This is a genomic window from Mesorhizobium sp. M2E.F.Ca.ET.219.01.1.1, assembly GCF_004016445.2.
Taxonomy (GTDB): Bacteria; Pseudomonadota; Alphaproteobacteria; order Rhizobiales; family Rhizobiaceae; genus Mesorhizobium.
Genome location: NZ_SADT02000002.1, coordinates 745,443 through 767,911 on the forward strand (window position 1 = coordinate 745,443; position 22,469 = coordinate 767,911).

At 64.5% G+C, this 22,469-nt stretch carries 23 protein-coding genes; 12 read left to right on the top strand and 11 right to left on the bottom strand.

The window, feature by feature from the left end; genetic code table 11:
- Positions 1–29: 29 nt before the first annotated feature.
- On the bottom strand, positions 30–1,958 hold the full coding sequence (locus tag EN862_RS13965) for an LTA synthase family protein (protein WP_127864913.1): 1,929 nt from the start codon (positions 1,956–1,958) through the stop codon (positions 30–32).
- A 277-nt stretch (positions 1,959–2,235) separates the two neighbouring features.
- On the opposite strand from EN862_RS13965, the gene fabD reads away from it, so the two are divergent.
- The 9 genes from fabD to gmk all read left to right on the top strand — a co-directional run bounded on the left by fabD (position 2,236) and on the right by gmk (position 9,496).
- Positions 2,236–3,177, top strand: coding sequence for an ACP S-malonyltransferase (fabD, locus tag EN862_RS13970; RefSeq protein ID WP_127864914.1), 942 nt, complete (start codon positions 2,236–2,238; stop codon positions 3,175–3,177).
- 64 nt (positions 3,178–3,241) lie between these two features.
- Positions 3,242–3,463, top strand: a complete 222-nt coding sequence (locus EN862_RS13975; protein WP_127864915.1) for a ribbon-helix-helix protein, CopG family — start codon at positions 3,242–3,244, stop codon at positions 3,461–3,463.
- Entirely contained in the window at positions 3,447–3,713 is a 267-nt protein-coding gene (locus EN862_RS13980) for a type II toxin-antitoxin system RelE/ParE family toxin (RefSeq protein ID WP_127864916.1), read from the top strand. Before EN862_RS13975 ends, EN862_RS13980 begins: the two co-directional genes overlap by 17 nt.
- 38 nt (positions 3,714–3,751) lie before the next feature.
- The gene (fabG, locus tag EN862_RS13985) at positions 3,752–4,489 is read left to right on the top strand and encodes a 3-oxoacyl-[acyl-carrier-protein] reductase (protein WP_127864917.1); all 738 of its coding nucleotides are present in this window, start codon (positions 3,752–3,754) and stop codon (positions 4,487–4,489) included.
- Between the two features lie 346 nt (positions 4,490–4,835).
- On the top strand, positions 4,836–5,072 hold the full coding sequence (locus EN862_RS13995) for an acyl carrier protein (RefSeq protein WP_006203723.1): 237 nt from the start codon (positions 4,836–4,838) through the stop codon (positions 5,070–5,072).
- Between the two features lie 34 nt (positions 5,073–5,106).
- Positions 5,107–6,369, top strand: a complete 1,263-nt coding sequence (gene fabF / locus EN862_RS14000; protein WP_127304513.1) for a beta-ketoacyl-ACP synthase II — start codon at positions 5,107–5,109, stop codon at positions 6,367–6,369.
- A 160-nt stretch (positions 6,370–6,529) separates the two neighbouring features.
- Positions 6,530–7,792: an endolytic transglycosylase MltG gene (gene mltG, locus EN862_RS14005; protein ID WP_127864919.1), complete on the top strand. Its 1,263-nt coding sequence runs from the start codon at positions 6,530–6,532 to the stop codon at positions 7,790–7,792.
- Positions 7,793–7,925: 133 nt separating this feature from the next.
- On the top strand, positions 7,926–8,816 hold the full coding sequence (locus tag EN862_RS14010; RefSeq protein ID WP_127864920.1) for a YicC/YloC family endoribonuclease: 891 nt from the start codon (positions 7,926–7,928) through the stop codon (positions 8,814–8,816).
- Between the two features lie 5 nt (positions 8,817–8,821).
- Entirely contained in the window at positions 8,822–9,496 is a 675-nt protein-coding gene (gene gmk / locus EN862_RS14015; RefSeq protein ID WP_127864921.1) for a guanylate kinase, read from the top strand.
- A gap of 40 nt (positions 9,497–9,536) precedes the next feature.
- On the opposite strand, the gene EN862_RS14020 is transcribed toward gmk, so the two are convergent.
- From EN862_RS14020 to lptF, 9 genes are all read right to left on the bottom strand, one after another.
- A complete protein-coding gene (locus EN862_RS14020; RefSeq protein ID WP_127864922.1) occupies positions 9,537–9,830 on the bottom strand; it encodes a type II toxin-antitoxin system RelE/ParE family toxin in 294 nt (97 codons plus the stop codon).
- Entirely contained in the window at positions 9,827–10,135 is a 309-nt protein-coding gene (locus EN862_RS14025; protein ID WP_127228406.1) for a type II toxin-antitoxin system RelB/DinJ family antitoxin, read from the bottom strand. The genes EN862_RS14020 and EN862_RS14025 overlap by 4 nt, the downstream gene beginning before the upstream one ends.
- Before the next feature lie 54 nt (positions 10,136–10,189).
- The gene (locus tag EN862_RS14030) at positions 10,190–10,486 is read right to left on the bottom strand and encodes a DUF1330 domain-containing protein (protein WP_127864923.1); all 297 of its coding nucleotides are present in this window, start codon (positions 10,484–10,486) and stop codon (positions 10,190–10,192) included.
- A gap of 83 nt (positions 10,487–10,569) precedes the next feature.
- A complete protein-coding gene (rsmA, locus tag EN862_RS14035) occupies positions 10,570–11,415 on the bottom strand; it encodes a 16S rRNA (adenine(1518)-N(6)/adenine(1519)-N(6))-dimethyltransferase RsmA (RefSeq protein ID WP_127864924.1) in 846 nt (281 codons plus the stop codon).
- Positions 11,416–11,422: 7 nt separating this feature from the next.
- Positions 11,423–12,457 (bottom strand): 4-hydroxythreonine-4-phosphate dehydrogenase PdxA, encoded by a 1,035-nt coding sequence (gene pdxA / locus EN862_RS14040; RefSeq protein WP_127864925.1) that lies wholly within the window; start codon positions 12,455–12,457, stop codon positions 11,423–11,425.
- A gap of 142 nt (positions 12,458–12,599) precedes the next feature.
- The gene (locus tag EN862_RS14045; RefSeq protein ID WP_127864926.1) at positions 12,600–13,523 is read right to left on the bottom strand and encodes a peptidylprolyl isomerase; all 924 of its coding nucleotides are present in this window, start codon (positions 13,521–13,523) and stop codon (positions 12,600–12,602) included.
- Positions 13,524–13,741: 218 nt separating this feature from the next.
- Positions 13,742–16,156: an LPS-assembly protein LptD gene (locus EN862_RS14050; protein WP_193771565.1), complete on the bottom strand. Its 2,415-nt coding sequence runs from the start codon at positions 16,154–16,156 to the stop codon at positions 13,742–13,744.
- A complete protein-coding gene (gene lptG / locus EN862_RS14055) occupies positions 16,156–17,238 on the bottom strand; it encodes an LPS export ABC transporter permease LptG (RefSeq protein WP_127864928.1) in 1,083 nt (360 codons plus the stop codon). Before lptG ends, EN862_RS14050 begins: the two co-directional genes overlap by 1 nt.
- Positions 17,239–17,240: 2 nt before the next feature.
- Positions 17,241–18,437 carry an LPS export ABC transporter permease LptF gene (gene lptF, locus EN862_RS14060; RefSeq protein WP_127864929.1) on the bottom strand — a complete coding sequence of 399 codons (1,197 nt, stop codon included), beginning with the start codon at positions 18,435–18,437 and terminating at the stop codon, positions 17,241–17,243.
- 376 nt (positions 18,438–18,813) lie between these two features.
- On the opposite strand from lptF, the gene EN862_RS14065 reads away from it, so the two are divergent.
- On the top strand, positions 18,814–20,316 hold the full coding sequence (locus tag EN862_RS14065) for a leucyl aminopeptidase (RefSeq protein ID WP_127864930.1): 1,503 nt from the start codon (positions 18,814–18,816) through the stop codon (positions 20,314–20,316).
- A gap of 3 nt (positions 20,317–20,319) precedes the next feature.
- Positions 20,320–20,769 carry a DNA polymerase III subunit chi gene (locus EN862_RS14070; protein WP_112125606.1) on the top strand — a complete coding sequence of 150 codons (450 nt, stop codon included), beginning with the start codon at positions 20,320–20,322 and terminating at the stop codon, positions 20,767–20,769.
- Between the two features lie 5 nt (positions 20,770–20,774).
- On the opposite strand, the gene EN862_RS14075 is transcribed toward EN862_RS14070, so the two are convergent.
- Positions 20,775–21,341: a T6SS immunity protein Tdi1 domain-containing protein gene (locus EN862_RS14075; RefSeq protein WP_127864931.1), complete on the bottom strand. Its 567-nt coding sequence runs from the start codon at positions 21,339–21,341 to the stop codon at positions 20,775–20,777.
- Between the two features lie 136 nt (positions 21,342–21,477).
- Here EN862_RS14075 and EN862_RS14080 point away from each other — a divergent pair, with 136 nt between their 5' ends.
- The gene (locus tag EN862_RS14080; protein ID WP_127864932.1) at positions 21,478–22,467 is read left to right on the top strand and encodes a 3-oxoacyl-[acyl-carrier-protein] synthase III C-terminal domain-containing protein; all 990 of its coding nucleotides are present in this window, start codon (positions 21,478–21,480) and stop codon (positions 22,465–22,467) included.
- The last annotated feature ends 2 nt before the right edge of the window (positions 22,468–22,469 follow it).

Sequence of the window (22,469 nt, forward strand, 5' to 3'; positions counted from 1 at the left end):
CTGGCGGCGGGCTCCAATCGCCCCCCGCCTCAGCTCGTATGCGCGACGAGCTTGTTCACCGTCTCGGGGAAGAAGTCGGGCGCCGAGTGGCGCTTGCCGAACATCATGTCGTATTGGATGAGCCGGAAGTCGTTGATCTTCGGGTCGATCTGCTTCTGCCTCGCCCAGTCCGGCGTCGCTTCGCCCGCGGGCGACAGGAGCAGGTTGCGGTCGACCACCCGGTAATGCTCGCGCAGCGCGCCGAGGAAGCCGGTGTAATAGGGGTGCGTGATGCCGGCTGTGGTCAGGATGTGATAGGGCAGGAAGGCCGGACTCACGGCGCCCAGGTTCTGCACCGGACCGGAGCGGTTCGACCAGATGACCAGCGGCGTGTCGTGGTGTTCGAGCGCGGCTTCCGGATTCGACTCCTTGCGTGGCGCGACATTGTCCTTGAGGAAGCCGGTCTCGACATAGACGGGTCCGAGCGGCGGCAGGTGGTCGCCGAAGAAGGCGATGACGGTCGGCCGCTCGCGCTTCTTCGCCCAGTCGATCAGCCGCTGCAGGCCGCGGTCGGCGTCGCCCGAGCCCTCGGCATAGGAAAGCAGCGATTCCCGCGCCCAGGAACTGATCGGCGCATCGACCGAATGTGTCGGATTGTAATAGCGGTAGGGCTCGTAAGGGCCGTGGTTCTGCAGGCTGACGGCGAACAGGAACACCGGATCGTCGCTGGCGTCGGCCTCGCGGATGATCTCATCGGTCATCGCCGCGTCGGAAGCCAGCGGCCCGCGCTTTTCCATGGGCGGCAGCGTCTCTTCGGAGCGGAAGTCGCTGAAGCCGAAATCGGCATAGACGGCGCCCCGGTTCCAGAACCAGTTGGTGCCGGGATGGATGGCGCGCGCCCGGTAGCCCTCGCTCTTCAGGAAGGTCGCCAGCGACGGCGTCGGCGTGCGCACATATTGCTGGTAGGGGATCGAGCCGGCCGGCAGGAAGGCGTTGGAGAAGCCGGTCAGCGCCTCGAATTCGATATTGGCGGTCATGCCGCCGAACTCAGGCGAGAACATTGAGCCGGAGCGCAGGGCGCGCACGGTCGGGATCGGATCCGGCTTGATGCTGACGCCGGGCAACTGCGTCGGATCCCAGAAGGATTCGCTCATCACCACGACGATATCGGGCTTCTCATCCGGCACTGAGGCGGCGACGCCGGTGCGCTGGATCGCGGCCATCGTCTTGTCGGAATAGCCGGGCGGGGCCGAGACATGCGCCATCGGCACATTCATCGCGAAGGCCAGCGCAAAGCCGTTCGAGGCGTAGTTCTCCTTCTGGTCCCACATGATCGGGATGATCTGCAGCCGGTCGCGCGTCCAGGAGAAGGTGGCGTAGTCCATGATCGAGACGAAGAAGGCGAGCAGCGGCACGGCAAGCGCCAGCCGCGCCAGGCGGCCCTTGCGGCTGAGGATCGGCACCCGCCGGCGCCAGGTCCGCCAGCCATAGACCAGCAGCGCCAGCCCGCCGACGATTGCCGCGGCCAGCATGATGGCCGTCCATGGCCGTTCGCGCACCAGAAGCGGCATCAGCGCCATGATCTGGCGGGCAAACAGGAAATCCGTCGGGTAGAGCGGATCGCCGAGATAACGCGATTTCTGGTGTCCGACAAAGGCCAGCGCCAGCGTTAGCGGCGCCACGATCATCAGGCTCTGGTGGCTGCGGCCAATCACGGCGTCGAGCCCGATCAGCACCAGCGCAAAGACGATGATGGTGGTCCAGCCCGGCTTGAACGGCTGCAGGAAGAAATCGACTGTGCCGAAGAAATCGCCGCGCACGATCCATTCGATTGCGAAGACGAGCAGGGCGGAGACGAGAAGTGTCGCAAGGCCGTAGCGTACGGTCGGCCAGGGCCGCCCCGGCAGGTAGCCGGTGGACGGATCGTCTTCCAAAAATTGAGGCACGGGCTTGGCCGTGCCTTTCCTGATCCTTGCCACTCTACTTCCCCCGGCCCACGCAACACGCCTTCCACGCGCGTCACGGCTCTGTCATCAAAATGTCACGCAAAGCTAGCGCCTGTGGCGGAAATAAGAAGAGCCAGCAAAGTAAACGTGAGCGGTTTTCATCAGGTGTGATCGCCAAAAAGCCTTTCGGAACAGGGAGTCAGCCGGGTTTTCCGGCTGAAATACGGCTTGAAGGGATACCCGCGGGCTTGACTTGGCCGTCCGCCTTGCGCCAGAGGCAGGGAAAAACCAGCCTCTGGAGAGACCAAAAATGGCCGTCGCATTCACCTTTCCGGGACAGGGCAGCCAGGCCGTCGGCATGGGCAAGGACCTCGCGGATCAATTCCCGGAAGCGCGCCGCGTCTTCGAGGAAGTGGACGCCGCGCTCGGCGAAAGCCTGTCGAAGCTGATCTGGGAAGGGCCGGAAGAGACGCTGACGCTGACCGCCAACGCCCAGCCGGCGCTGATGGCGGTGTCGCTGGCGGCGATGCGGGCGCTCGAAGCGCGCGGCTTCTCGCTGAAGGACAAGGTGGCCTATGTGGCGGGCCATTCGCTGGGCGAATATTCCGCGCTTGCCGCGGCCGGCTTCGTCTCGGTCGGCGATGCGGCGAAGCTGCTCAGGACCCGCGGCAACGCCATGCAGGCTGCGGTGCCGGCCGGCGAGGGCGCCATGGCTGCCATCATCGGCCTCGAGCAGGCCGATGTCGAAGCAGCGTGCGCGGAAGCGGCCAAGGGCTCCGTCTGCCAGGTCGCCAACGACAATGGCGGCGGCCAGCTGGTGATTTCGGGCGCCAAGGCGGCGGTCGAGCTGGCGGCGAAGCTGTGCATCGAAAAAGGCGCCAAGCGGGCGCTGATGCTGCAGGTCTCGGCCCCCTTCCATTCGGCGCTGATGGCGCCTGCGGCCGACATCATGAGCGAGGCGCTGGCGGGCGTGGCAAAGCAGGCGCCGGTGGTCCCGGTCGTCTCCAACGTTACCGTGACGCCGACCAGCGACCCGGACGAGATCGCCCGCCGCCTGGTCCAGCAGGTGACCGGCCGTGTGCGTTGGCGCGAGACGGTGGAATGGTTCGGCGCCAATGGTGTCGCGACGCTCTACGAGATCGGCGCCGGCAAGGTGCTGTCCGGCCTGGCGCGCCGCATCAACCGCGACATCGCCACCGGCGCCGTCGGCACGGCGGCGGACGTCGAGGCGGCGCTGGCGGCGCTGGGATGATCATCAAAGCTTGAACTTTCAGCCGCAAAGCGGTAAATGAATACATGTATTCACGGAGGTCATCGTGCCGACATCCATCCGCCTGGCGCCCGAGATTGAAGAACGCTTGGACTTTCTTGCCGCCAAGACCGGCCGCAGCAAAGCCTACTATCTGCGTGAACTCATTGAACGTGGGCTCGAAGACGTGGAGGACTATTATCTCGCTGCCGAGGTGCTTGAGCGGATCAGGCGAGGTGAGGAGGATGTCGTAAAGAGCGAGGATTTCTGGCGTGGCCTGGACGCTTGAGTATGCTCGTTCGGCTCGCAAGTTTGTCGAAAAACTAGATCCGCACACACGCAACCGCATCCGCGACTTTATCGAAAACCGACTTGCCGAGCTCGACAATCCGCGTGAGCTAGGCAAACCACTTAAAGGCCCGCTGGCGACATTCTGGAGGTACCGAGTTGGGGACTACCGGATTATCTGCGAGGTGCAAGACACGCGGCTGGTTATTCTTGTCGTGACGATCGGCCATCGAGGCGACGTCTACAGATAGTCCGGCACGTGACCTGTCCGATTTGAAAGGGAACAAAAATGTTCGAACTGACCGGCCGCAAGGCGCTCGTCACCGGCGCATCGGGAGGCATCGGCGAGGCGATCGCCAGGGTGCTGCACAGCCAGGGCGCCATCGTCGGCCTGCACGGCACGCGCGTGGAGAGGCTGGAAGCCTTGGCGGGTGAGCTCGGCGACCGCGTAAAACTGTTTCCGGCTGATTTGACCGACCGCGACGCGGTGAAGGCGCTCGGCCAAAAGGCTGAGGCCGAGCTCGAGGGCGTCGATATCCTGGTCAACAATGCCGGCATCACCAAGGACGGCCTGTTCGTGCGCATGTCGGACGCCGACTGGGACAGCGTGATCGAGGTCAACCTCACCGCCGTGTTCCGGCTCACCCGCGAGCTCACCCATCCGATGATGCGCCGCCGCCATGGCCGCATCATCAACATCACCTCGGTGGTCGGCGTCACCGGCAATCCCGGCCAGACCAATTACTGCGCCTCCAAGGCCGGCATGATCGGCTTTTCCAAGTCGCTCGCGCAGGAGATCGCCACCCGCAACATCACCGTCAACTGCGTCGCCCCGGGCTTCATCGAATCGGCCATGACCGACAAGCTCAACGACAAGCAGAAAGAGACGATCATGGCCGCGATCCCGACCCGGCGCATGGGCACCAGCGCCGAGGTCGCGTCTGCCGTCGCCTACCTCGCCTCCAATGAGGCGGCTTATGTCACCGGTCAGACTATTCATGTGAATGGCGGCATGGCGATGATCTAAGGTCTGTTGAGATTCAGGTCAGGCCGAGCCGAGAATGGCGGCTTCCTGCGCTTCCGGTGCTCACGTACTTTAAGTACGCTCCGCTCCGGTTCTCGGAACCCACCATTCTCGGCTCGGCCTGACCTGAATCTCAACAGACCCTTGCCGACCGAGTTTCGGACGCCTGTGAAAACAGCCATTTCGGCTTGGACGCCCGGCATTTTTCGTGTAATGCGGCCCGCAACCCGGCGGTTCGGGCAAAAACCGGTCCTGTGGCGTTGCGTTGCCCGCAAGACCATCTTTCAGCTTGATTAGCGGCATTCCGCCCGCTAACGAAGATCGACAACATAAGACGAGGATTGCCCAAATGAGTGACACCGCAGAGCGCGTCAAGAAGATCGTCATCGAGCATCTCGGCGTCGATGCCGACAAGGTGACGGAGCAGGCGAGCTTCATCGACGACCTGGGCGCGGACAGCCTCGACACGGTCGAACTCGTCATGGCGTTCGAAGAAGAGTTCGGCGTCGAGATTCCGGACGATGCCGCCGAGACCATCCTCACCGTCGGCGACGCCGTGAAGTATATCGACAAGGCTTCGGCCTGAGTTCTTTCGCAGGCATGACCGGGGAGGACCTGCGATGAGGCGTGTCGTCGTCACGGGCCTTGGCCTGCTTTCGCCGTTTGGCATGGGCGTCGAGCACAGCTGGCGGGAATTGCTTTCCGGCCGCAGCGCCTGCCGCCGCGTCACCGAGTTCGAAGTGGACGATCTTGCCTGCAAGATCGCCCACATCATCCCGCGCGGCGACGGCTCCAACGGCACCTTCAATCCGGAGGCCGTGCTCGAGCCGAAGGAACTGCGCAAGATCGGCGACTTCATCCTTTACGGCATCGCGGCCGCTGATGAGGCGCTGGCCGATTCCGGCTGGAAGCCCGAAACGCATGAGGACCAGTGCGCCACCGGCGTGCTGATCGGCTCCGGCATCGGCGGCATCGACGGCATCGCCGAAAACGCGATGATCCTCAAGGATCGCGGCCCGCGCCGCATCAGCCCGTTCTTCATCCCCGGGCAGATCATCAACCTGGTCTCCGGCCAGGTCTCCATCCGTCACGGCCTGAAAGGCCCGAACCACGCGGTCGTCACCGCCTGCTCGACCGGCGCGCACGCCATTGGCGACGCGGCCCGGCTGATCATGTGGGGCGATGCCGACGTCATGGTGGCGGGCGGCGCGGAAGCGCCGGTCACCCGGCTATCGATTGCCGGCTTCGCCGCCTGCCGCGCGCTCTCAACCGAGCGTAACGACGCGCCCGAAACCGCGTCGCGTCCCTACGACCGCGATCGCGACGGCTTCGTCATGGGCGAGGGCGCCGGCGTGGTCGTGCTGGAAGAACTCGAGCACGCCAAGGCGCGCGGCGCCAAGATCTACGCCGAAGTCACCGGCTACGGGCTGACCGGCGACGCCTACCACATCACCGCCCCCGCCGAGGATGGCGACGGCGCCTTCCGCTGCATGACGGCGGCGCTGAACCGGGCGAAGCTTTCTCCGGCCGATGTCGATTACATCAATGCCCATGGCACCTCGACCATGGCCGACACGATCGAGCTTGGCGCGGTCGAGCGCCTGGTCGGCAATGCCGCCTCGAAGATTTCGATGTCGTCGACAAAGTCGTCGGTCGGCCATCTGTTGGGTGCCGCTGGTGCCGCGGAAGCGATCTTCTCGATCCTTGCCATCCGCGACAACATCGCTCCCGCCACGATCAATCTTGACAATCCGGAACGCGAGACGGCGATCGATCTCGTGCCGAACAAGCCGCGCCAGCGCCAGATCGACGTCGCGCTGTCGAATTCCTTCGGTTTCGGCGGCACCAACGCTTCGCTCGTGTTCCAGCGCTACAATGGCTGAAAGGCCAGCCGGGGCAATCCCGGGAAGAGGGCGCGACGCTCTTCCCGGGATTGCTCGGACAACCAGTCGGCAGTCCCGCCACCTGCCGTCATTTTTGCCAAATTCTCCCCTAGCTTGTTGCCGGGGGATTCGTTGCAAGATCAGACGGTAGGGCGCGCCCATGAGCACAGATCCGGGGAGCACTAATCCGGGCGGCGGAGATTTCGGACGGCAAGGCACGAAAGGTCCCATCGTGCCCAAGACGGCCGCCGAGGCATTGCGCCCGGAAGCCGGCACGCCGCCGCCGTCGAAGCGCTCGCGCGCCTCGCGCAGCCAGGTCGTGGTGTTCCTGAATTTCTTCCTGTCCGTGGCGATCCTTCTCGTGCTTGCCTCGGGGGCCGCGCTTTATTTCGGCATGCAGGCATTTGTCGAGCCCGGCCCGTCCGCCAATGGCGACACCTTCATGATCAAGCCGAACACCGGCGTGCAGGAGATCGCCGATCAGCTGGAACGCCGCAGCCTGATCAGCGATGCCCGCATCTTCCGCCTCGGCGTGCGCGCCACCGGCAATGAATCGGCGCTGAAAGCCGGTGAGTACGCCATCAAGCCGCGCGCCTCGATGCGCGACATCATGGAGCTCTTCAAGAGCGGCAAGTCGGTGATGTACTCGCTCACCATTCCCGAGGGGTTGACGGTCGAGCAGGCGTTGCAGCGCGTCGCAGAGCAGGATGCGCTCACCGGCGACATGCCGGCGAGCCTGCCGCCGGAGGGCAGCATTGCCACCGACACGCTGCGCTTCACCCGCGGCGCCACCCGCCAGCAGATGGTCGACAAGCTTGTCGCCGATCAGAAGAAGCTGGTCGAGGATGTCTGGTCGCATCGCGCGCCCGACCTGCCGATCGCCAACATCGATGATTTCGTCACGCTGGCCTCGATCGTGGAGAAGGAAACGGGCCGGAGCGACGAACGCTCGCGCGTTGCCGCTGTCTTCCTCAACCGGCTGGCCAAGGGCATGCGGCTGCAATCCGACCCGACCATCATCTACGGTCTGTTCGGCGGCAAGGGCAAACCGGCCGACCGGCCGATCTATCAGTCCGACATCGAAAAGCAGACACCCTACAACACCTATTTGATCAAGGGTCTGCCGCCGACGCCGATCGCCAATCCGGGCCGCGCGGCGCTCGAAGCGGTCGCCAATCCGTCGAAGACCGACGATCTTTATTTCGTCGCCGACGGCAATGGCGGCCACGTCTTTGCCGCGACGCTGGAAGAGCACAACCAGAACGTCGCCCGCTATCGGGCGCTGCAGAAGAAGCAGGCGGATGCCGCCGCCAAGGCTTCCGGCCAGACGACGGCCCCGGCCGCTCCTGATGGCAATGCCGACAGCGGCGACGCCGGCGACAATGGCGAAAACGGCGATGCGGGCGGCGACGCGGCGCAATAAGCGTGCCGCACGCGTCCTTTGACGCGACGCCATATTCATGTTTTGAGGGTGCGCCGCCCGACCGTCCGGCGATTTTTTAGGCGTGTAGCGCCGGGCCGCGTGCGTCGGCCTGCGACAGAGGGACGACAGGGCAATGAGCCTGCAAAGCATGACCGGTTTCGCGCGGTCCGCCGCCGAGAGCGAGGGCACCTCGATCGCCTGGGAGGTGAAATCGGTGAACGGCAAGAGCGTCGAGGTTCGGCTGAGGTTGCCGCAGGGTTTCGACCGGCTGGAGACCGCCGTCCGGCAGACCGTTCAGAAGCGTTTCGCGCGCGGCAATTTCCAGGCGACATTGACCGTCGGCCGCGCCGCGGCCAGGCAAGCCCAGCCGGTGGTCAACGAGGCGTTCCTCAAGGATCTGGCGGGGCTGGCGAAGCGCTTGCAGGAGCAGTTCGGCACCGAGCCTGCCACCGCCGACGGCCTGCTCTCGCTCCGCGGCGTGCTCGACATTCCCGAGGCGGTGGAGACTGAGGAGGAGCGCGCCGCTCTTGATGCGGCGATCCTGTCGGCGCTCGAGGCAGCGCTCGCCGGGCTGGAGCAGGCGCGCCAAGGCGAGGGCACAGCACTTGGCGCGCTGCTTTCTGGCCATATCGACGCCATCGAGGCGCTGACGTCGAAGGCCGAAGCCGATCCCTCGCGCGAGCCTGCGGCAATCCGCGAGCGCATCACGGAGCAGGTACGCCTGTTGATGGATGCCTCGGCCAATCTCGATGCCGTCCGGCTGCACCAGGAGGCAGCCTTCCTCGCCACCAAGGCAGACATCCGCGAGGAGATCGACCGGCTGAAGACGCATGTCGCTTCGGCGCGGACGCTGCTCAAGGGCGGCGGCGCCATCGGCCGCAAGCTCGATTTTCTGGCGCAGGAATTCAATCGCGAATCGAATACCTTGTGCTCCAAGTCGAACGCCGCCGCGGTCACCGCGATCGGGCTGGAGCTCAAGGCGGTGGTCGACCAGTTTCGCGAACAGGTCCAGAATCTGGAGTGACGGGAATGGTTGCCAAGGAGCCGACGGCTGCCAGGGATCTGGGATCCCGCATCCGCCGCCGCGGACTGATGCTGGTGCTGTCGTCGCCGTCGGGCGCCGGCAAGTCGACGATAGCGCGCAATCTTCTGGAGAGCGATCCAAGCCTCGAGCTTTCGGTCTCCGTCACCACGAGGCCGCGCCGCGGTTCGGAGATCGAAGGCGTTCACTATCATTTCCGCTCCATGCGCGAGTTCGAGCGGCTGCGCGATTCCGACGCGCTGCTCGAATGGGCCGAGGTGCACGGCAATTGCTATGCGACGCCGCGCGAGCCGGCGGAAATCGCGCTGGCCGAAGGCCGCGACATGCTGTTCGACATCGACTGGCAGGGCGCCCAACAGCTCAAGGAGAAGATGCGCGCCGACATCGTCTCGATCTTCATCCTGCCGCCGTCGATGAAGGAATTGAAGGCGCGCCTGAAGCGCCGCGCCGAGGATCAGGAATCCGTCATCGAGACCAGGCTGAAGAACGCTCGCCTGGAGATCGAGCATTGGAAGGAATACGACTTCGTCATCGTCAACGACGATCTCGACCGCGCCTTTGCCGAGGTCCGCGCGATCGTCGCGGCGGAGCGACTTCGGCGCGACAGGCGGCCTGGCCTGTTCGACTTCATTTCGGGATTGCTGGACGAGAAGACGCAGTGAGGCAAGGCGCCGTGGCGTCGCCAAGCCGAACAAAACTGTATCAGCAGTCTTGCAGATTGTCCGGCCAACGCTGTGCTCCGTGAAGCACGCGCAGGATTCGAATCCTACCCTCGGTCAGTTGGTAGGCTGCGACGTATGGTGTGCCAACGATGACAAGCTCCCGTGTCCCTGAAAGTCTGCCGGTCCGGCCGCTTTCGGGAAAGTCTCGAAGGCGGCTGACGGCGGCGACAATCCGCTCATCCACGGCGATCGCGGCAGTAGGGTTGTCGGCTTCAATATGGGTAAAAATGTCGTCGCGGTCGGAACGCGCGAATGGCGACCAGACAATCTTCAAGATTTTTGTTCACCAGCCTTACGGCGTGCCGCCGCGCGTCGCTCGGCAAAATGGGCCTCGACGTGTTCGTCCGAAATATCGGGTCGGGTGTCGTCGAGCGCCTCGCGCACTTTGGCGCGAAACCACGCGTCATACGCCTCGTTGTTTGTGACCAGATCGATGGGAAGCACACCCTCATTGGCGGTGCGGGTGAGCAGTATGCGAACCGCATCGGAGACCGTCAGCCCCATGCTTTCGAGCACCGCGGAAGCCCGATCCCGGATCTCGGCGTCTATACGAGTCTGGACAAGTGCGTTCGTTGGCATGGTAGCCTCCTTTGCCACAAATGTAATGCGTCTGAATGACGAATGCTACCCTTGTCATGTACTTAACAACCCCTCGACCAGAATGAGGTTGCGGCTCAGCGCTGCATCGCGAACCTCGAGTGCGGCCGCGTATTCCTCGGAGCGGTACCAGCGCCGCGCAGTCTCGATGTCAGGAAATTCAACGACGATCAGCGGTCCGGGCCGCCAATTGCCTTCCAGCGTCTCCACGTCGCCGCCCCGGACCAGATAGCGGCCGCCATGCGCGGCGATGGAGGCCGCGGCGCGGGTTCGATAGGCTTCGAACGCTTCCCGGTCGCGGATCGTAACGTCGGAAATGATATAGGCAGGCATTGCAGGTTCCAGGGCAGGCTCCAGGCGGTTTCGCCCGCCTATCTATGGCGCCGTTTTGTGGGTTCCAGTGGTGGCGCCGGCGATCAGACCGCGTTGGTCAGCCGGACAAACTCTTCCACGCTGAGCGTTTCCGCCCGCCGCGTCGGGTCGATGTCGGCGCGGGTGAGGAGCGCCTCGCCGCCCAGGCTCTTCACGCTTTGCCTGAGCATCTTGCGGCGCTGGCCGAAGGCCGCCTCGGTGACGCGGCCAAGCTTTTTGCCGTCGACGGGCAGGGGAGACGAGCGCGGCACCAGATGCACGACGGAGGAGGTGACCTTGGGCGGCGGGGTGAAAGCCTGCGGCGGCACGTCGAAGGCGATCCTCGCCTCGGTGCGCCACCCCGCCAGCACGCCGAGCCGGCCATAGGCGTCGCTGCCCGGACCCGCCGTGATGCGCTCAGCCACCTCGCGCTGGAACATCAGCGTCATCGACTGATAGAACGGCGGCCAGTCGGCCACTGTCAGCCAGCGGATCAGAAGCTCGGTGCCGATATTGTAGGGCAGGTTGGCGGCGATCTTCACCGGCCCGCCATTCGCTGTTCCGGCAAGCGCGGCAAAATCCGTTTTCAGCGCATCGCCGGGAATGACCTCCAGGCGACCGGGATAGTGGCTGGAAACCTCGGCCAGCGCTTCGAGGCAGCGCTCGTCGCGCTCGATGGCGATCACGCGCCGCGCGCCGTTGAACAGCAGCGCCCGCGTCAGCCCGCCCGGGCCGGGGCCGACCTCGATCACGGTCGCCTCGCCGAGATCCCCGGCGGCGCGGGCGATCTTGCCTGTCAGGTTGAGGTCGAGCAGGAAATTCTGCCCGAGCGCTTTCTTGGCCTGCAGGCCGTGCCGCTCGATGACCGCGCGCAACGGCGGCAACCCGTCGATCGTGGTGCGCCCGTTCAACGCGTCCTCACGCGGCCGCGGCCTGCCGGCCGCTGTCGGCCAGCCGGCGTGCCAGCCTGAGCGCGGCGATCAGGCTGTCGGCGCGGGCAATGCCCCTGCCGGCGATATCGAAGGCGGTGCCGTGATCGGGCGAGGTGCGGATGAAGGGGAGGCCGAGCGTCACGTTGACCGCCTCGTCGAAGGCCAAGGTCTTGGCCGGGATCAGCGCCTGGTCGTGATACATGCACAGCGCCGCGTCATAGGTGGCGCGCGCGCGTGGATGAAACATCGTGTCGGCCGGCAGCGGTCCGACCGCGTCGATGCCTTCCGCCTTCAGCGTCTCGACGGCCGGGGCGACGATTGCCGCATCCTCCTGGCCCATGGCGCCGCCTTCGCCGGCATGGGGGTTGAGCCCGGCGATCGCAAGCCTCGGCCGCGCGATGCCGAAGCGGCTTTTGAGATCGGCGGCGGTGATGCGCGCTACGGCGACGATCAGCTCCGTGGTGAGCACTTTCGGCACTTCGGCCAAGGGGATATGGATGGTCACCGGAACGGTGCGCAGATCGGGTCCGGCCAGCAGCATCACCGGCGTGACCTCCTTGCCGGTGTGGCGCGAAGCCAGATGCGCCAGATATTCGGTGTGGCCGGGAAAGCCGAATCCCGCATCGTAAAGCGGCTTCTTGGCTATCGGACAGGTGACCACCGCGGCGGCGCTGCCGGCGAGACAGTCGGCGACGGCGCGATCGATGGCTTCGATGGTGCCGGCGGCATTGGCCGGATCCGGCTCTCCGGGGCTGTCGACATGGCGCGCTTGGAGCGGCACGACGGGGAGCACGCGGGCAAAATGATGCGCGGCCTGTCCGGGCAAGGTCTCGGCAACCGTTACATTTGCGCCGACAAGGCGGGCGCGGGCTTCGATCAGGGCCGGGTCGCCGATGAGATAGAAGGGCGGCACCCCGGCGCTGTCGCCCGCCTGCCAGGCGGCGATGGCGATCTCGGGTCCAATGCCCGAAGGGTCGCCGACACTGAGCGCCAGCGGCGCATCGGTCTTGCGCGCGCTCATCGGGTGGGCTGACTGTGGTATCGCATGCTTGTCGCTCAGAGCATGACGCCGAAAAGTGTGTTGCGGTTTTCGGACGACATCATGCTCCATTTCTCGGATTTGGGAGACGGATTCAGGCTGGTCCGACCTGATGTCTCCAACTCTAGCGTTCGACGATCTTGGCCTTCTGGCGCAGCTCGGCGACATATTTCTTGCTGAGCTCGTCGGCGTCCTTGTCGCTGCCGCCCTCGGCCTGGAACACCATCTGCGCGGCCTTGTCGTCGGAAACCTCGCGCGAGGAGCAGATGCCGATGAATTCGACGCCGCGTTCGGTCTCGCGCGTCGGTGTCGCGCCGCCGACCTTGGTGGCTTTGATCTGCTCGGCCCAGTCGGTCGGCAATTGCGGCGCCAGCACCCGGCCGAGATCGCGCACGGTGACGTCGATCAGACCCTTGGCGAATTCGCGCGTGGTGTTGCAGCCGCTGAAGCGGGCACGCATGGCGTCGGCCTCGCGCTTGCGCTTGGCGAGCGTGGCGGCGCGCTCCGATGCCGGCACCACGAAGATCACCTGCTGCAGCATGTACTCCGTCGCCGTCGGCTTGGCGCCGCCCTTGTCGAGCATGCGCCGCACGGCGTCCTGCTCGGTCACCGAGCCGCCCTCGCCGGAGCGGTAGCGCGCGCTGAGCGCCTGGTTCCAGGCCATCTGGGCGCGGATGAATTCCTTGAAATGTTCCTTGGTGACGCCCGACTGGCTCATGATCGCGTCGAGCTTGGCCAGCGGCATCTTGTTGCCCGAGGCGAAGCGCTGGTAGGCGGCGTCGACCTGCTCATCGGTGATGCGGATGCCGAGCCGCTTGGCCTCGGCCAGCCGCAGCGTCTGGTCGATCATCTCCTGCCCGGCGTCGCCTTTCTTGTGCTGGAGCTTGAAAAAGGCGGCGCGATGCGCGATGTCACCGGTGGTGATCGGTATGCCGTTGACGACATATTTGATCTCCGCGGCGAAAGCTGGCTGCACAACAGCCGTGACCGAAACCGAGGTCGCCGCCACCAGAAGCGCCAATCCTGCCGAAAACAGGTATTTCCTCATCTTACCTTCCAATTTCCCGCCCCAAATTCGTCGGCGCGACAGCGCCGCGCGTCCTCCGAACGCCTGCGCGATACAGCCGACCCCATGCCTCTCCTATGCGGCGAAACGATGTCGCCAGCGCATGGCCCCGAGAATCAGCGCATTTTCGGGGGTTCACGCTCCAAATCAAGACCAAAGGACCATCGGCGCCCGGCTCGCAGGCACGCGCCGGCCTTCGGTTACTGGATCGTATCGACAGCGCTTGTCGACGAGCCGAAATCGCCCAGCGTGCGGAACGACAGGTTGAAGCCGATATTCTGCGACACTTCCCTGGTGATGGTATCGCGTGTCTGCGAATAGGTCATGATGTAGGTGAAGCAGGAATCGTTGTAGGCGAAACCGACCCCGTCCTTGACCAGCACGTTGCTCTGGATGTCGTAGGTGCCGGTGCCGAACAGCCGCCAGTTCTGCGCCAGATGCGTCGAGGCGCCGAGCGTGACTTCATGCCGGTCGGTGGTGAAGCCATAGAGCGGCTGCGCCTCGATGAAGGCATATTTGGCGCTGAGCGATATCGGCAGGCTGGAATAGGCAGCCTTCACTTCGGCGCGCCGGACCTCGAGTGTCTGCTCGTCAAAACGCCCGCTCACGGAACCGGAGAAACCGCTCGGGCTGTTGAAGCCGACGAGGCCGACATAATCCGAGGTCCGCTTGTCCAGGCCGGACTCGGCCCCGGCATTGACGAGATCGGGCGCGGCGAAGGAGTTCTCGCCCGCGAGCTGGTAGGACTGGCCGAAGATGGCATTCGTCGCCCAGCCATTGTCATAGGCGCCTGAATACCGGAAGCCGACATTGGCGCGCGTGCCGCCTTCTATGCGGTCATAGCCCGAGAATTTGTCGCGCTCGAACAGCGTGGTGGCGTCGAAGACGAAGCTCTGCGCGTCTTCATTGGGGACGGCCAGGCCGCCGACATATTGTTCGTTCGGACGCACGAAGACTTGCGCGGTCGGCTCCAGGATATGGCTGGAACTGGGCATCGAGAACAGCAGCGGCCACCGCGCCTCGAGGCCGAGGGTCGCCATATAGCGGGCAAGCGAGGAACGCATGTCGACGTCCTCGCCGAGATTCGCGCCCATCTGGTTGACCGCATCGAGCGAAGCCTGATTGGCGTTGACATAGCCGGCGTCGCCGCGGAAGGCGAGCAACGGCGTCAGCTGCAGGCCGCCGTCGGTGGTGAAGGTGCGCTTCCATTCGGCCTCGGCGGTGAGCCGGCTCGATTCGCCGTCAATGCCGCGCACGTTGTTGACGGACGTGCTGACGGCCGGATCAGCCAGCACCGCATCCAGCCGGTTGCGGCTGATGACGCGCGCGTTGACGTTGAACGACAGCTGGCCGCCGGCCAATGGCGTGTCGGGAATATAGGCATAGTCGAACGACGGCAGCACCCAGGGCTGCTTGGCCGCGCGTGCCGTCGGATCGCTTGAGAGCGTGTCTTCCTGCACCTCGAAGCGCATGGCGCGAACGTCGAAGTAATTGCGGCCGTTCAAGCCGGTCAGATAGATCGACGACTGGTGGGCGAGATCGTTGAAACCGTCGATATTGTAGGTGCGCGAGAAGTCCTTGTCGGTCTGCAGCAGCACGTCCCAGCCGAAGTTCCAGCGCTCGTTGATGGCGAACTGGCCCTTGGTGCCCATCATGCCGCGGAATTTGTTCGGATCGCCGGGCTCGCCCGAATCGACGACATAGCGGTTGCCCGTGCCGATGAACGCACGCGGGTCCTGCTGGTTGATGCCGGCGATCTTCAGCGTGTATTCGCCGCTGTTGAAGCGCTGGCGCCACTCGGCCTCGCCGAGGAAACCCTGCTTGGTATAGCCGCTGCCGGTGACGGTGAGGTCATAGGTCGGGGACAGCGCGAAATAATAGGGGACTTTGACGCCGACGCCGAGATGGTTGTTGTAGACGATGCCGGGGATCAGGAAGCCGCTCTTGTGCTTCACGGTCGGGTCGGCGATCTCGAAGGCCGGCAGATAGGCAAGCGGGAAGCCGAAGAATTCGAAATTCGAATTCTCGAAGCGGACCGTCTTCTTCTCGCCGTTCCAGATGATCTTGCGCGCCTTGACGCGCCAGGTCGGCGCTTTGTCGGGCTTGTCCTCGCAAGGCTCGCAGGCGGTGTAGACGCCATTGTGGAAAGTGGTCAGCACGCCGCCCATGCGCTCGGCGCTCTCGGCGGCGAAATAGGCCTTGTCGATCGTCTCGACGCGCAACGCGTTGGTGAACCCGTCGGCGAAGTCGTCGGTAATGTCGATATGGTCGGAATTGATCTTGGTGCCGTCGCTGTTGATGATCTCGACGGCGCCGCTGGCGACGAGGCGCTTGGTGTCGCGGTTGTACACCACGCGCTGGGCGACCAGCTTGTTGCCGCCATAGTCGATCTGCACGCCGCCGACGGCCGTCACCGTATGCTTGTCGTTGTCATAGACAAGCGTATCGGCGGCCAGCAGCATCTGCGTGTCGGACGGGACGGGCTTGGCAGCGATAGTCTGCGCCAGCGCGGGTGCCATCGGCGCCGCACAAGCGAACAGACATGCCAAGGCTGTCGCCCCATAGAGGCGTGCCAAACCGGCCTGCCTATGGCTGCGCAATCCAGCCTCCCTCACTAGCCGTCTTCCTTGTATAGCAGAAAGGTCACCCCAAAGAACATAGCCACGACAACCGGAACCCATGCAGCCACCACCGTAGGCACGAATCCGGCCACACCGAATGCCTTGACCAGTACCGAAACGACATAAAGCAGAAACCCGGCCACGACGCCACCCAGAATCATCGTTGCCGACTGCCCCATTCGCGCAAATCGCATTGAAACCGTTGCAGCAATCAGCGTCATGGCGACGAGAAGGAACGGCAACGCCACCAGCGAATCGAACTGCATGGCGAAGGCATTTGCCTTGAGCCCGAAGGAACGGGCAACCTCGATCTTGCGCGGCAGCTCGTAGAAAGGGATGGTTTCCGGGCGTGCCAGGCGCTCCTGAACGAATTCCGGCTTGAGGTTAGTCGGCACCTTGTCGGTCGCCAGCGTCTGGATGTTGCCCGCCTTGAAGACCTTGACGTCCTGCAATTCCCAGTAACCGTCGCGCAGGATGGCCTTGGCCGCGTCCTTGCGCTCGGCGATGTTGCCCTGCGGGTCGAGGATGAAAAACACCGCGTCCGCCATCTCCAGGCCCTGATTGAGGATGGCGCGGGCGCCGATGATGGTGTCGCCTGATTCGGTTTTCTGCCTGAGCCACGGCGTGACGTTGGTGGTGACCGCATTCGATTTGCCGGCCCTGAGGTCGTTCTCCATCTGCTCGGACCAGGAAAAGCCATGCGCGGCGATGGGGTTCATCACGGCCACCGAAAGCACGCCGAACATCAGCGCGCCGACGCAGCACGGAAACAGGAACTGCCAGGCCGAAACCCCGGCCGAGCGCGCGATCACCAGCTCGTAGCGGCGGTTGAGCGACACAAGCGTCGCCATTGCCGAGAACAGCCCGACGAACGGCACCGTCTGCAGCATGATCATCGGCATCCTGAGCGCCGAAATCGCGAAGGCCGTGCCATAGGTGAAGCCCGGCAGCCCGGTCGTGCGGCCGGAAAGCTCGGTGAAATCGATCAGGAACACCAGCGCCAGCAGGCCCAGGAAGAACCAGAAGGTGATCGAGACGTAGCGGAAGAAGAAATAGCGACCCAGCGTCCAGCCCATGGTCAGGCTCCCTGGCCGGAAGTGCGCCGGGCAAGCCACAGCTTGAATGCCGTCCAGTTGTCGCTGGTGCGCTTGGCGACGTTGGTCAGCCAGTCCGCCCAGCTGACCGGCAATTCCATGGTGCGCGATGAGACGATGAACCAGATCGAAACCGCGGATGCAATCAGCGGAATGCCGTAGAGCAGGTAGATATAGTACGAGACCCTGTCGGCCTTGCCGGCGGCGAAGAAGCCCAGCCATCGCACGAAAAGCGCTATCGCGATCGCCGTGATCAACGGGTTGATGCGCGCTTCGCGATGCGAGCGCGCATCGCCCGCGACGGCCAGCGCGATCAGCGCGAACACCAGCGAATAGGACCACTCGGCAAAGCGCTGGTTGAGCTCCGCCCGGTAGCTGCCCGGTTCGCGCTGGAACATCCTGTCATTGGGATCCGGGTTGAGCAGATACGCCGTCGTGCGGTCCTTGGGCAAAAGCGTGATGTCGTTCGCCGCGGACATGAAGGCGGACATGTCGAAGGCGTAGGAGGTGAAGCGGATGACCGAGAGGTCGCCGGTGACCGATTTGCGATTGATGACGCCGTCATTCATCATCAGCACCTTCTCGTCGCCTTTTTCGACGATGCTGCCGGTCTTGGCGTAGTAGGTGAGGCTGGCGCCTTCCTCGCGTGAATCGGCGACGAAGATGCCGCCGAGCCGGTTCCCGGGAAGCCGTTCGCCGACCTGCAGGTAGAGGCCCTCGTCGATCTTGCGGAACGTGCCTTCCTGGATGATCAGCGACACGAGGTCGGCGCGCGAAGCCGCCACCAGCTGGCGGTTCTTCTGCCTGGCATAGGGGTCGATGGCGTTGTCGACGATGAAGGAAAAGGCGCAAGCCGCGATTGCGAGCAACAGGATCGGCCGCGCGATGGTCCAGCGCGAGGCGCCCGCGGCGCTGAGCACGGCGAGCTCCGAATCGGTGTTCATGGCGCTCAGCGTCTGCGCCACCGCCACCACCAGGGCGAACGGCACCACGATCGGGATGATCGAGGGAATGATCAGTGCCGCGACTTCGAAGAAGGTCAGCGCCGACTGGCCGTTGTCGGTGACAAGGTCGATCTTGGCCAGCACCTGCGTCGTCCACACGATCGCCAGCGTCCAGACCAGCGCGGCGAGGAACATCGTCAGCGCGCGGCGCATGATGTAGCGTTCAACGACCTTCATGAAGGCTTTTCTCGATTTTGCCGAACGGCATCATGCCCGCCGACAAGGTAGTCATCCGGCGTCGCCCGCACAACTGGGTCATAGGCGGCTCGCTCCGGTTTGTCGCCCCACGCCGCGTGCCCCGGCGCGACGGAGTCTCCGCGCCAATGGATAAGAAATGCAAAACATCGATGGTTAACAGCAGGTTACGGCAGCAAGTTAAGATTGCGCCGAGGCGAATCCTTTGTCTATGGTGGCGCTGATATAGGCAGCGACTTCGGCCAAAGTCTTGCCAAATGGCTGAAAACGACCAAATGTCGCGCACGCTTGCCAACCCCTTGCTCGCCAAGATTTACCTTTGCCGGCACCATACGGCCATCCCCGAAAGCAGGACCTGATGACGTCGAGACCTACCATTTCTTTCGCCAAATTCGCCACGCCGAAAAAGGGTAGCGTCTTCGTGCTCGCGGCCGACGGCGGCGGGCTCGGCGAGGCGGCGAAGGCCTGCGATCCGGCCGGCGCGCTGGCTCGCGCGTTTCCGGTCGCCGATTTCGCCGGCAAGTTCGCCAGCTCGGTCGAGGTGCTGGCGCCGGAAGGAACGTCCGTCGACCGGCTGGTGGCGATCGGCGCCGGCAAGGTGTCGGCTCTCGACGACAACGCCTGGCTGAAGCTCGGCGGCGCTGTCGCCGCTTCGCTGCGCAAGGCGACCGAGGTGGCCGTCATCCTCGATCTGCCGGAACTGCAGGCTGATGGCCGCCAGGCGGCGAGCCTTGCCGCCGGCATCCTTCTGCGCAGCTACGCCTTCGACAAGTACAAGACCAGGAAAGACAAGGACGACGGCCAATCCGACGCGAAGGCGGCGAAGCCCGCCAAGGTCACGATCCACTGCGCCGATCCGGCTGCCGCGAAGAAGGTGTTTGCCGGCGAGGAAGCGGTGGTCGACGGCGTGCTGCTGGCGCGCGACCTCGTCAACGAGCCGGCCAACGCGCTGGGGCCTGTCGACTTCGCCGAGCGCGTCAAGGCGCTGGAAGCACTCGGCGTCGAGGTCGAGATCCTCACCGAAAAGGAGATGAAGAAGCTCGGCATGGGCTCGCTGCTCGGCGTGGCCCAAGGCTCGCCGCGCGGCGCCCGCCTGGTGGTGATGCGCTGGAACGGCGGCAAAGCCAAGGACGCGCCGCTGGCCTTCATCGGCAAGGGCGTCACCTTCGACACCGGCGGCAATTCGATGAAGCCGGCCTCCGGCATGGAAGACATGAAGGGCGACATGGGCGGTGCGGCCGCCGTCACCGGGCTGGTCCATGCGCTGGCCGCGCGCAAGGCCAAGGCCAATGTGGTCGGCGTCATCGGCCTTGTCGAGAACGCCGTCGACGGCCATGCCCAGCGCCCCGGCGACATCGTCACCTCGATGTCGGGCCAGACGATCGAGGTGCTCAACACCGACGCCGAAGGCCGCCTCGTGCTGGCCGACGCGCTCTGGTACGCCAACGACCGCTTCAAGCCGAAATTCATGATCAACCTGGCGACGCTGACCGGCGCGATCATGGTCGCGCTCGGCCAGCATTATGCCGGCCTGTTCTCCAACAATGACGAGCTTGCCGGCCGGCTTTTCGGCGCCGGGCAGGCATCACAGGAACGGCTGTGGCGCATGCCGCTCGGCGCCGAATACGACAAGCTGATCGATTCCAAGAATGCCGACATGAAGAACATCGGCGGCCGCTATGGCGGCGCCATCATCGCGGCGCAGTTCCTGCAGCGTTTTGTCAAGGACACGCCCTGGGCGCATCTCGACATCGCCGGCACCGCGATGGGCGCGCCGTCCAGCGAGATCAACCAGTCCTGGGGTTCGGGTTTTGGCGTGCGCCTGCTCGACCGGCTGGTGCGCGATCATTATGAAGGATAGGGGATGGCCGACATCCTGTTCTACCATTTGACTGAATCGACGCTCGAGGAGGCGCTGCCCGGCCTGCTCGAGCGCAGCGTCGAGCGCGGCTGGCGCGCGGTGGTGCAGACAGGCACGGAAGAGCGCCGCGACGCGCTCGACCAGCATCTATGGATTTTCCGCGACGATTCCTTCCTGGCGCATGCCACCGACCGCGAGGCCTATCCGGCCGAGCAGCCGGTCCTGCTCACCACGGGCGAGGGCAACCAGAACGCCGCGCAGATCCGCTTCCTGGTCGATGGCGCCAACCCGCCCGAGCTGTCGGGCTACGAGCGCGCCGTCTTCCTGTTCGACGGCCATGACGCGGCACAGCTCGAAGCCGCGCGCGGCCATTGGAAGACGATGAAGGAAGCCGGCCACGCCGTGACCTACTGGCAGCAGACGCCGGATCGACGGTGGGAACGGAAGGCTTAGAGCCGTCAGCGATCGCCGATCGTCACCTTGTTGATCTTCGTGCCGTGCGGAAGGTCTTTTACTTGCCGGTGGATTTGGCCGGCTATGTGCACCTTCACCACGAAGAAGGTCTTGTTGATTTGCGCGGCTGACATTTCGCCACCGAGTACGGGTGGCGTTTCGAAGTCGTAACATTCGCGGTCCGCCAAGACCAATCCCTTCTCTCGTGCCGCCATCGCTAATCCAACCAGCAACAGTTCGTCGCGACGATCAGGATCGTTGAACTGGGTTATAAGCCCCGGCCATGTTTCCGACACTTGGGTCAATCGGCCTCCGATCATGTCCAGCAATTTGACGGAACCATCGGGAGCACGGAAGAAAATGTCGCCGAATGAGGAGACTGCGGCGGGCTCCAAGCCATCAAGCCCAACCCACTTCCAGCCGTCCAGTGCTTCCCAGACATCCTTCCTTGACGGCTCGATAAACAGATACTGGAGACTGTCTTGCCATGGGCTTCTGACAACATCCGCATTTGGCTTCGAAACAGAATTCCCAAAGACAGAAGAAATAAAGCGAGAAAAAGAATTGGCCATGCGTCACCCCCTGCAACGTCGCATACTTATCGCAGAATGATCGGCGATCAAACGTGGTCGCTTTGGCGCCGTCACGGTCGTCGCCTCGAACCGCTTTTTGCGCTAGATAGACGCAAGCTCATGCGGCGAGGGGGGAATGCGGATCAGGATCGTCGGAACCGGCAGGGCGGTACCGGCTGAGCGGGTGACGACGCGCGCGCTGGAAGAGAAGCTCGGCCTTGGCGAGGGCGCGCTGGAAACCGTCACTGGCGTCGTCGAGCGCTATGTCTGCCATGCCGAATCGCAAATCGATCTTGCTTGCGCCGCCGCGCGCCTTGCGCTTGCCGATGCTGGCCTCGAGCCCAGCGTCGTCGACCTGATCATCGGCGGCTGCGGCGTGCCTTACCAGCCGCTGCCGGCGACCGCGCCGCTGGTCATGCAGCGCCTCGGGCTGGCGGACGGCTCGGCCGCCGCCTTCGACGTCAACAGCACTTGCCTCGGCTTCCTCACCGCCTTCGAGGCCGCCGGCCGCATGATCGAGGCAGGCCAATGTGAGACGGCCCTGGTCTTCTCGTCCGAAGTCGCTTCGCGCGCGCTGCCGTGGCAGGACGCGCCGGAGATCGCCGCGCTCTTCGGCGACGGCGCGGCGGCGGCCATGCTGCGCAAGGCCAGGCCCGGCGAGGGCAAGGTAGCGGCCAGCCTGATGCGCACTTATCCTTCCGGCTGGGAAGCCTGCGGCATCGGTTCGGGCGGCACGCGCTTCGATTTCCGCAAGGAGCCGGAGGCATTCGCCGCGCACAGCCTGTTCCACATGGATGGCAGGGAACTGTTCCGACTCACCTCGCGCCACTTCAACGGCTTCGTCGACGCTCTGCTGGAGCGCGCCGGCTGGCGGCGGGAAGACATCGATCTCGTCGTGCCGCATCAGGCGAGCCCCTTCGCGCTTGCGCATATGGCGCGCCAGACCGGCTTTGCGCCGCAAAAGCTCGTCGATATCTCCGCCCGCTTCGGCAACCAGATCGCCGCCTCCATGCCCTTCGCGCTCGACGTCGCGCGCCGCGAGGGCCGCGTGGCGTCCGGCATGAAGCTGCTCTTCCTCGGTACTTCCGCCGGCGTCTCCTTCGGCGGCATGGCGCTGGAGGTCTGAGC

Excerpts from the sequence above, each read along its gene's own strand:
- fabG (WP_127864917.1), top strand. The coding sequence starts at position 3,752 with ATGTTCGAACTGACCGGCCGCAAGGCGCTCGTCACCGGCGCATCGGGA.
- gmk (WP_127864921.1), top strand. The coding sequence starts at position 8,822 with ATGGTTGCCAAGGAGCCGACGGCTGCCAGGGATCTGGGATCCCGCATC.
- EN862_RS14070 (WP_112125606.1), top strand. The coding sequence starts at position 20,320 with ATGGCCGACATCCTGTTCTACCATTTGACTGAATCGACGCTCGAGGAG.
- EN862_RS14010 (WP_127864920.1), top strand. The coding sequence starts at position 7,926 with ATGAGCCTGCAAAGCATGACCGGTTTCGCGCGGTCCGCCGCCGAGAGC.
- EN862_RS14030 (WP_127864923.1), bottom strand. The coding sequence starts at position 10,486 with ATGCCTGCCTATATCATTTCCGACGTTACGATCCGCGACCGGGAAGCG.
- EN862_RS14045 (WP_127864926.1), bottom strand. The coding sequence starts at position 13,523 with ATGAGGAAATACCTGTTTTCGGCAGGATTGGCGCTTCTGGTGGCGGCG.
- EN862_RS14075 (WP_127864931.1), bottom strand. The coding sequence starts at position 21,341 with ATGGCCAATTCTTTTTCTCGCTTTATTTCTTCTGTCTTTGGGAATTCT.
- lptF (WP_127864929.1), bottom strand. The coding sequence starts at position 18,437 with ATGAAGGTCGTTGAACGCTACATCATGCGCCGCGCGCTGACGATGTTC.
- EN862_RS13995 (WP_006203723.1), top strand. The coding sequence starts at position 4,836 with ATGAGTGACACCGCAGAGCGCGTCAAGAAGATCGTCATCGAGCATCTC.
- pdxA (WP_127864925.1), bottom strand. The coding sequence starts at position 12,457 with ATGAGCGCGCGCAAGACCGATGCGCCGCTGGCGCTCAGTGTCGGCGAC.
- fabD (WP_127864914.1), top strand. The coding sequence starts at position 2,236 with ATGGCCGTCGCATTCACCTTTCCGGGACAGGGCAGCCAGGCCGTCGGC.
- EN862_RS14080 (WP_127864932.1), top strand. The coding sequence starts at position 21,478 with ATGCGGATCAGGATCGTCGGAACCGGCAGGGCGGTACCGGCTGAGCGG.
- lptG (WP_127864928.1), bottom strand. The coding sequence starts at position 17,238 with ATGGGCTGGACGCTGGGTCGCTATTTCTTCTTCCGCTACGTCTCGATC.
- fabF (WP_127304513.1), top strand. The coding sequence starts at position 5,107 with ATGAGGCGTGTCGTCGTCACGGGCCTTGGCCTGCTTTCGCCGTTTGGC.
- mltG (WP_127864919.1), top strand. The coding sequence starts at position 6,530 with ATGAGCACAGATCCGGGGAGCACTAATCCGGGCGGCGGAGATTTCGGA.
- EN862_RS14025 (WP_127228406.1), bottom strand. The coding sequence starts at position 10,135 with ATGCCAACGAACGCACTTGTCCAGACTCGTATAGACGCCGAGATCCGG.
- EN862_RS14065 (WP_127864930.1), top strand. The coding sequence starts at position 18,814 with ATGACGTCGAGACCTACCATTTCTTTCGCCAAATTCGCCACGCCGAAA.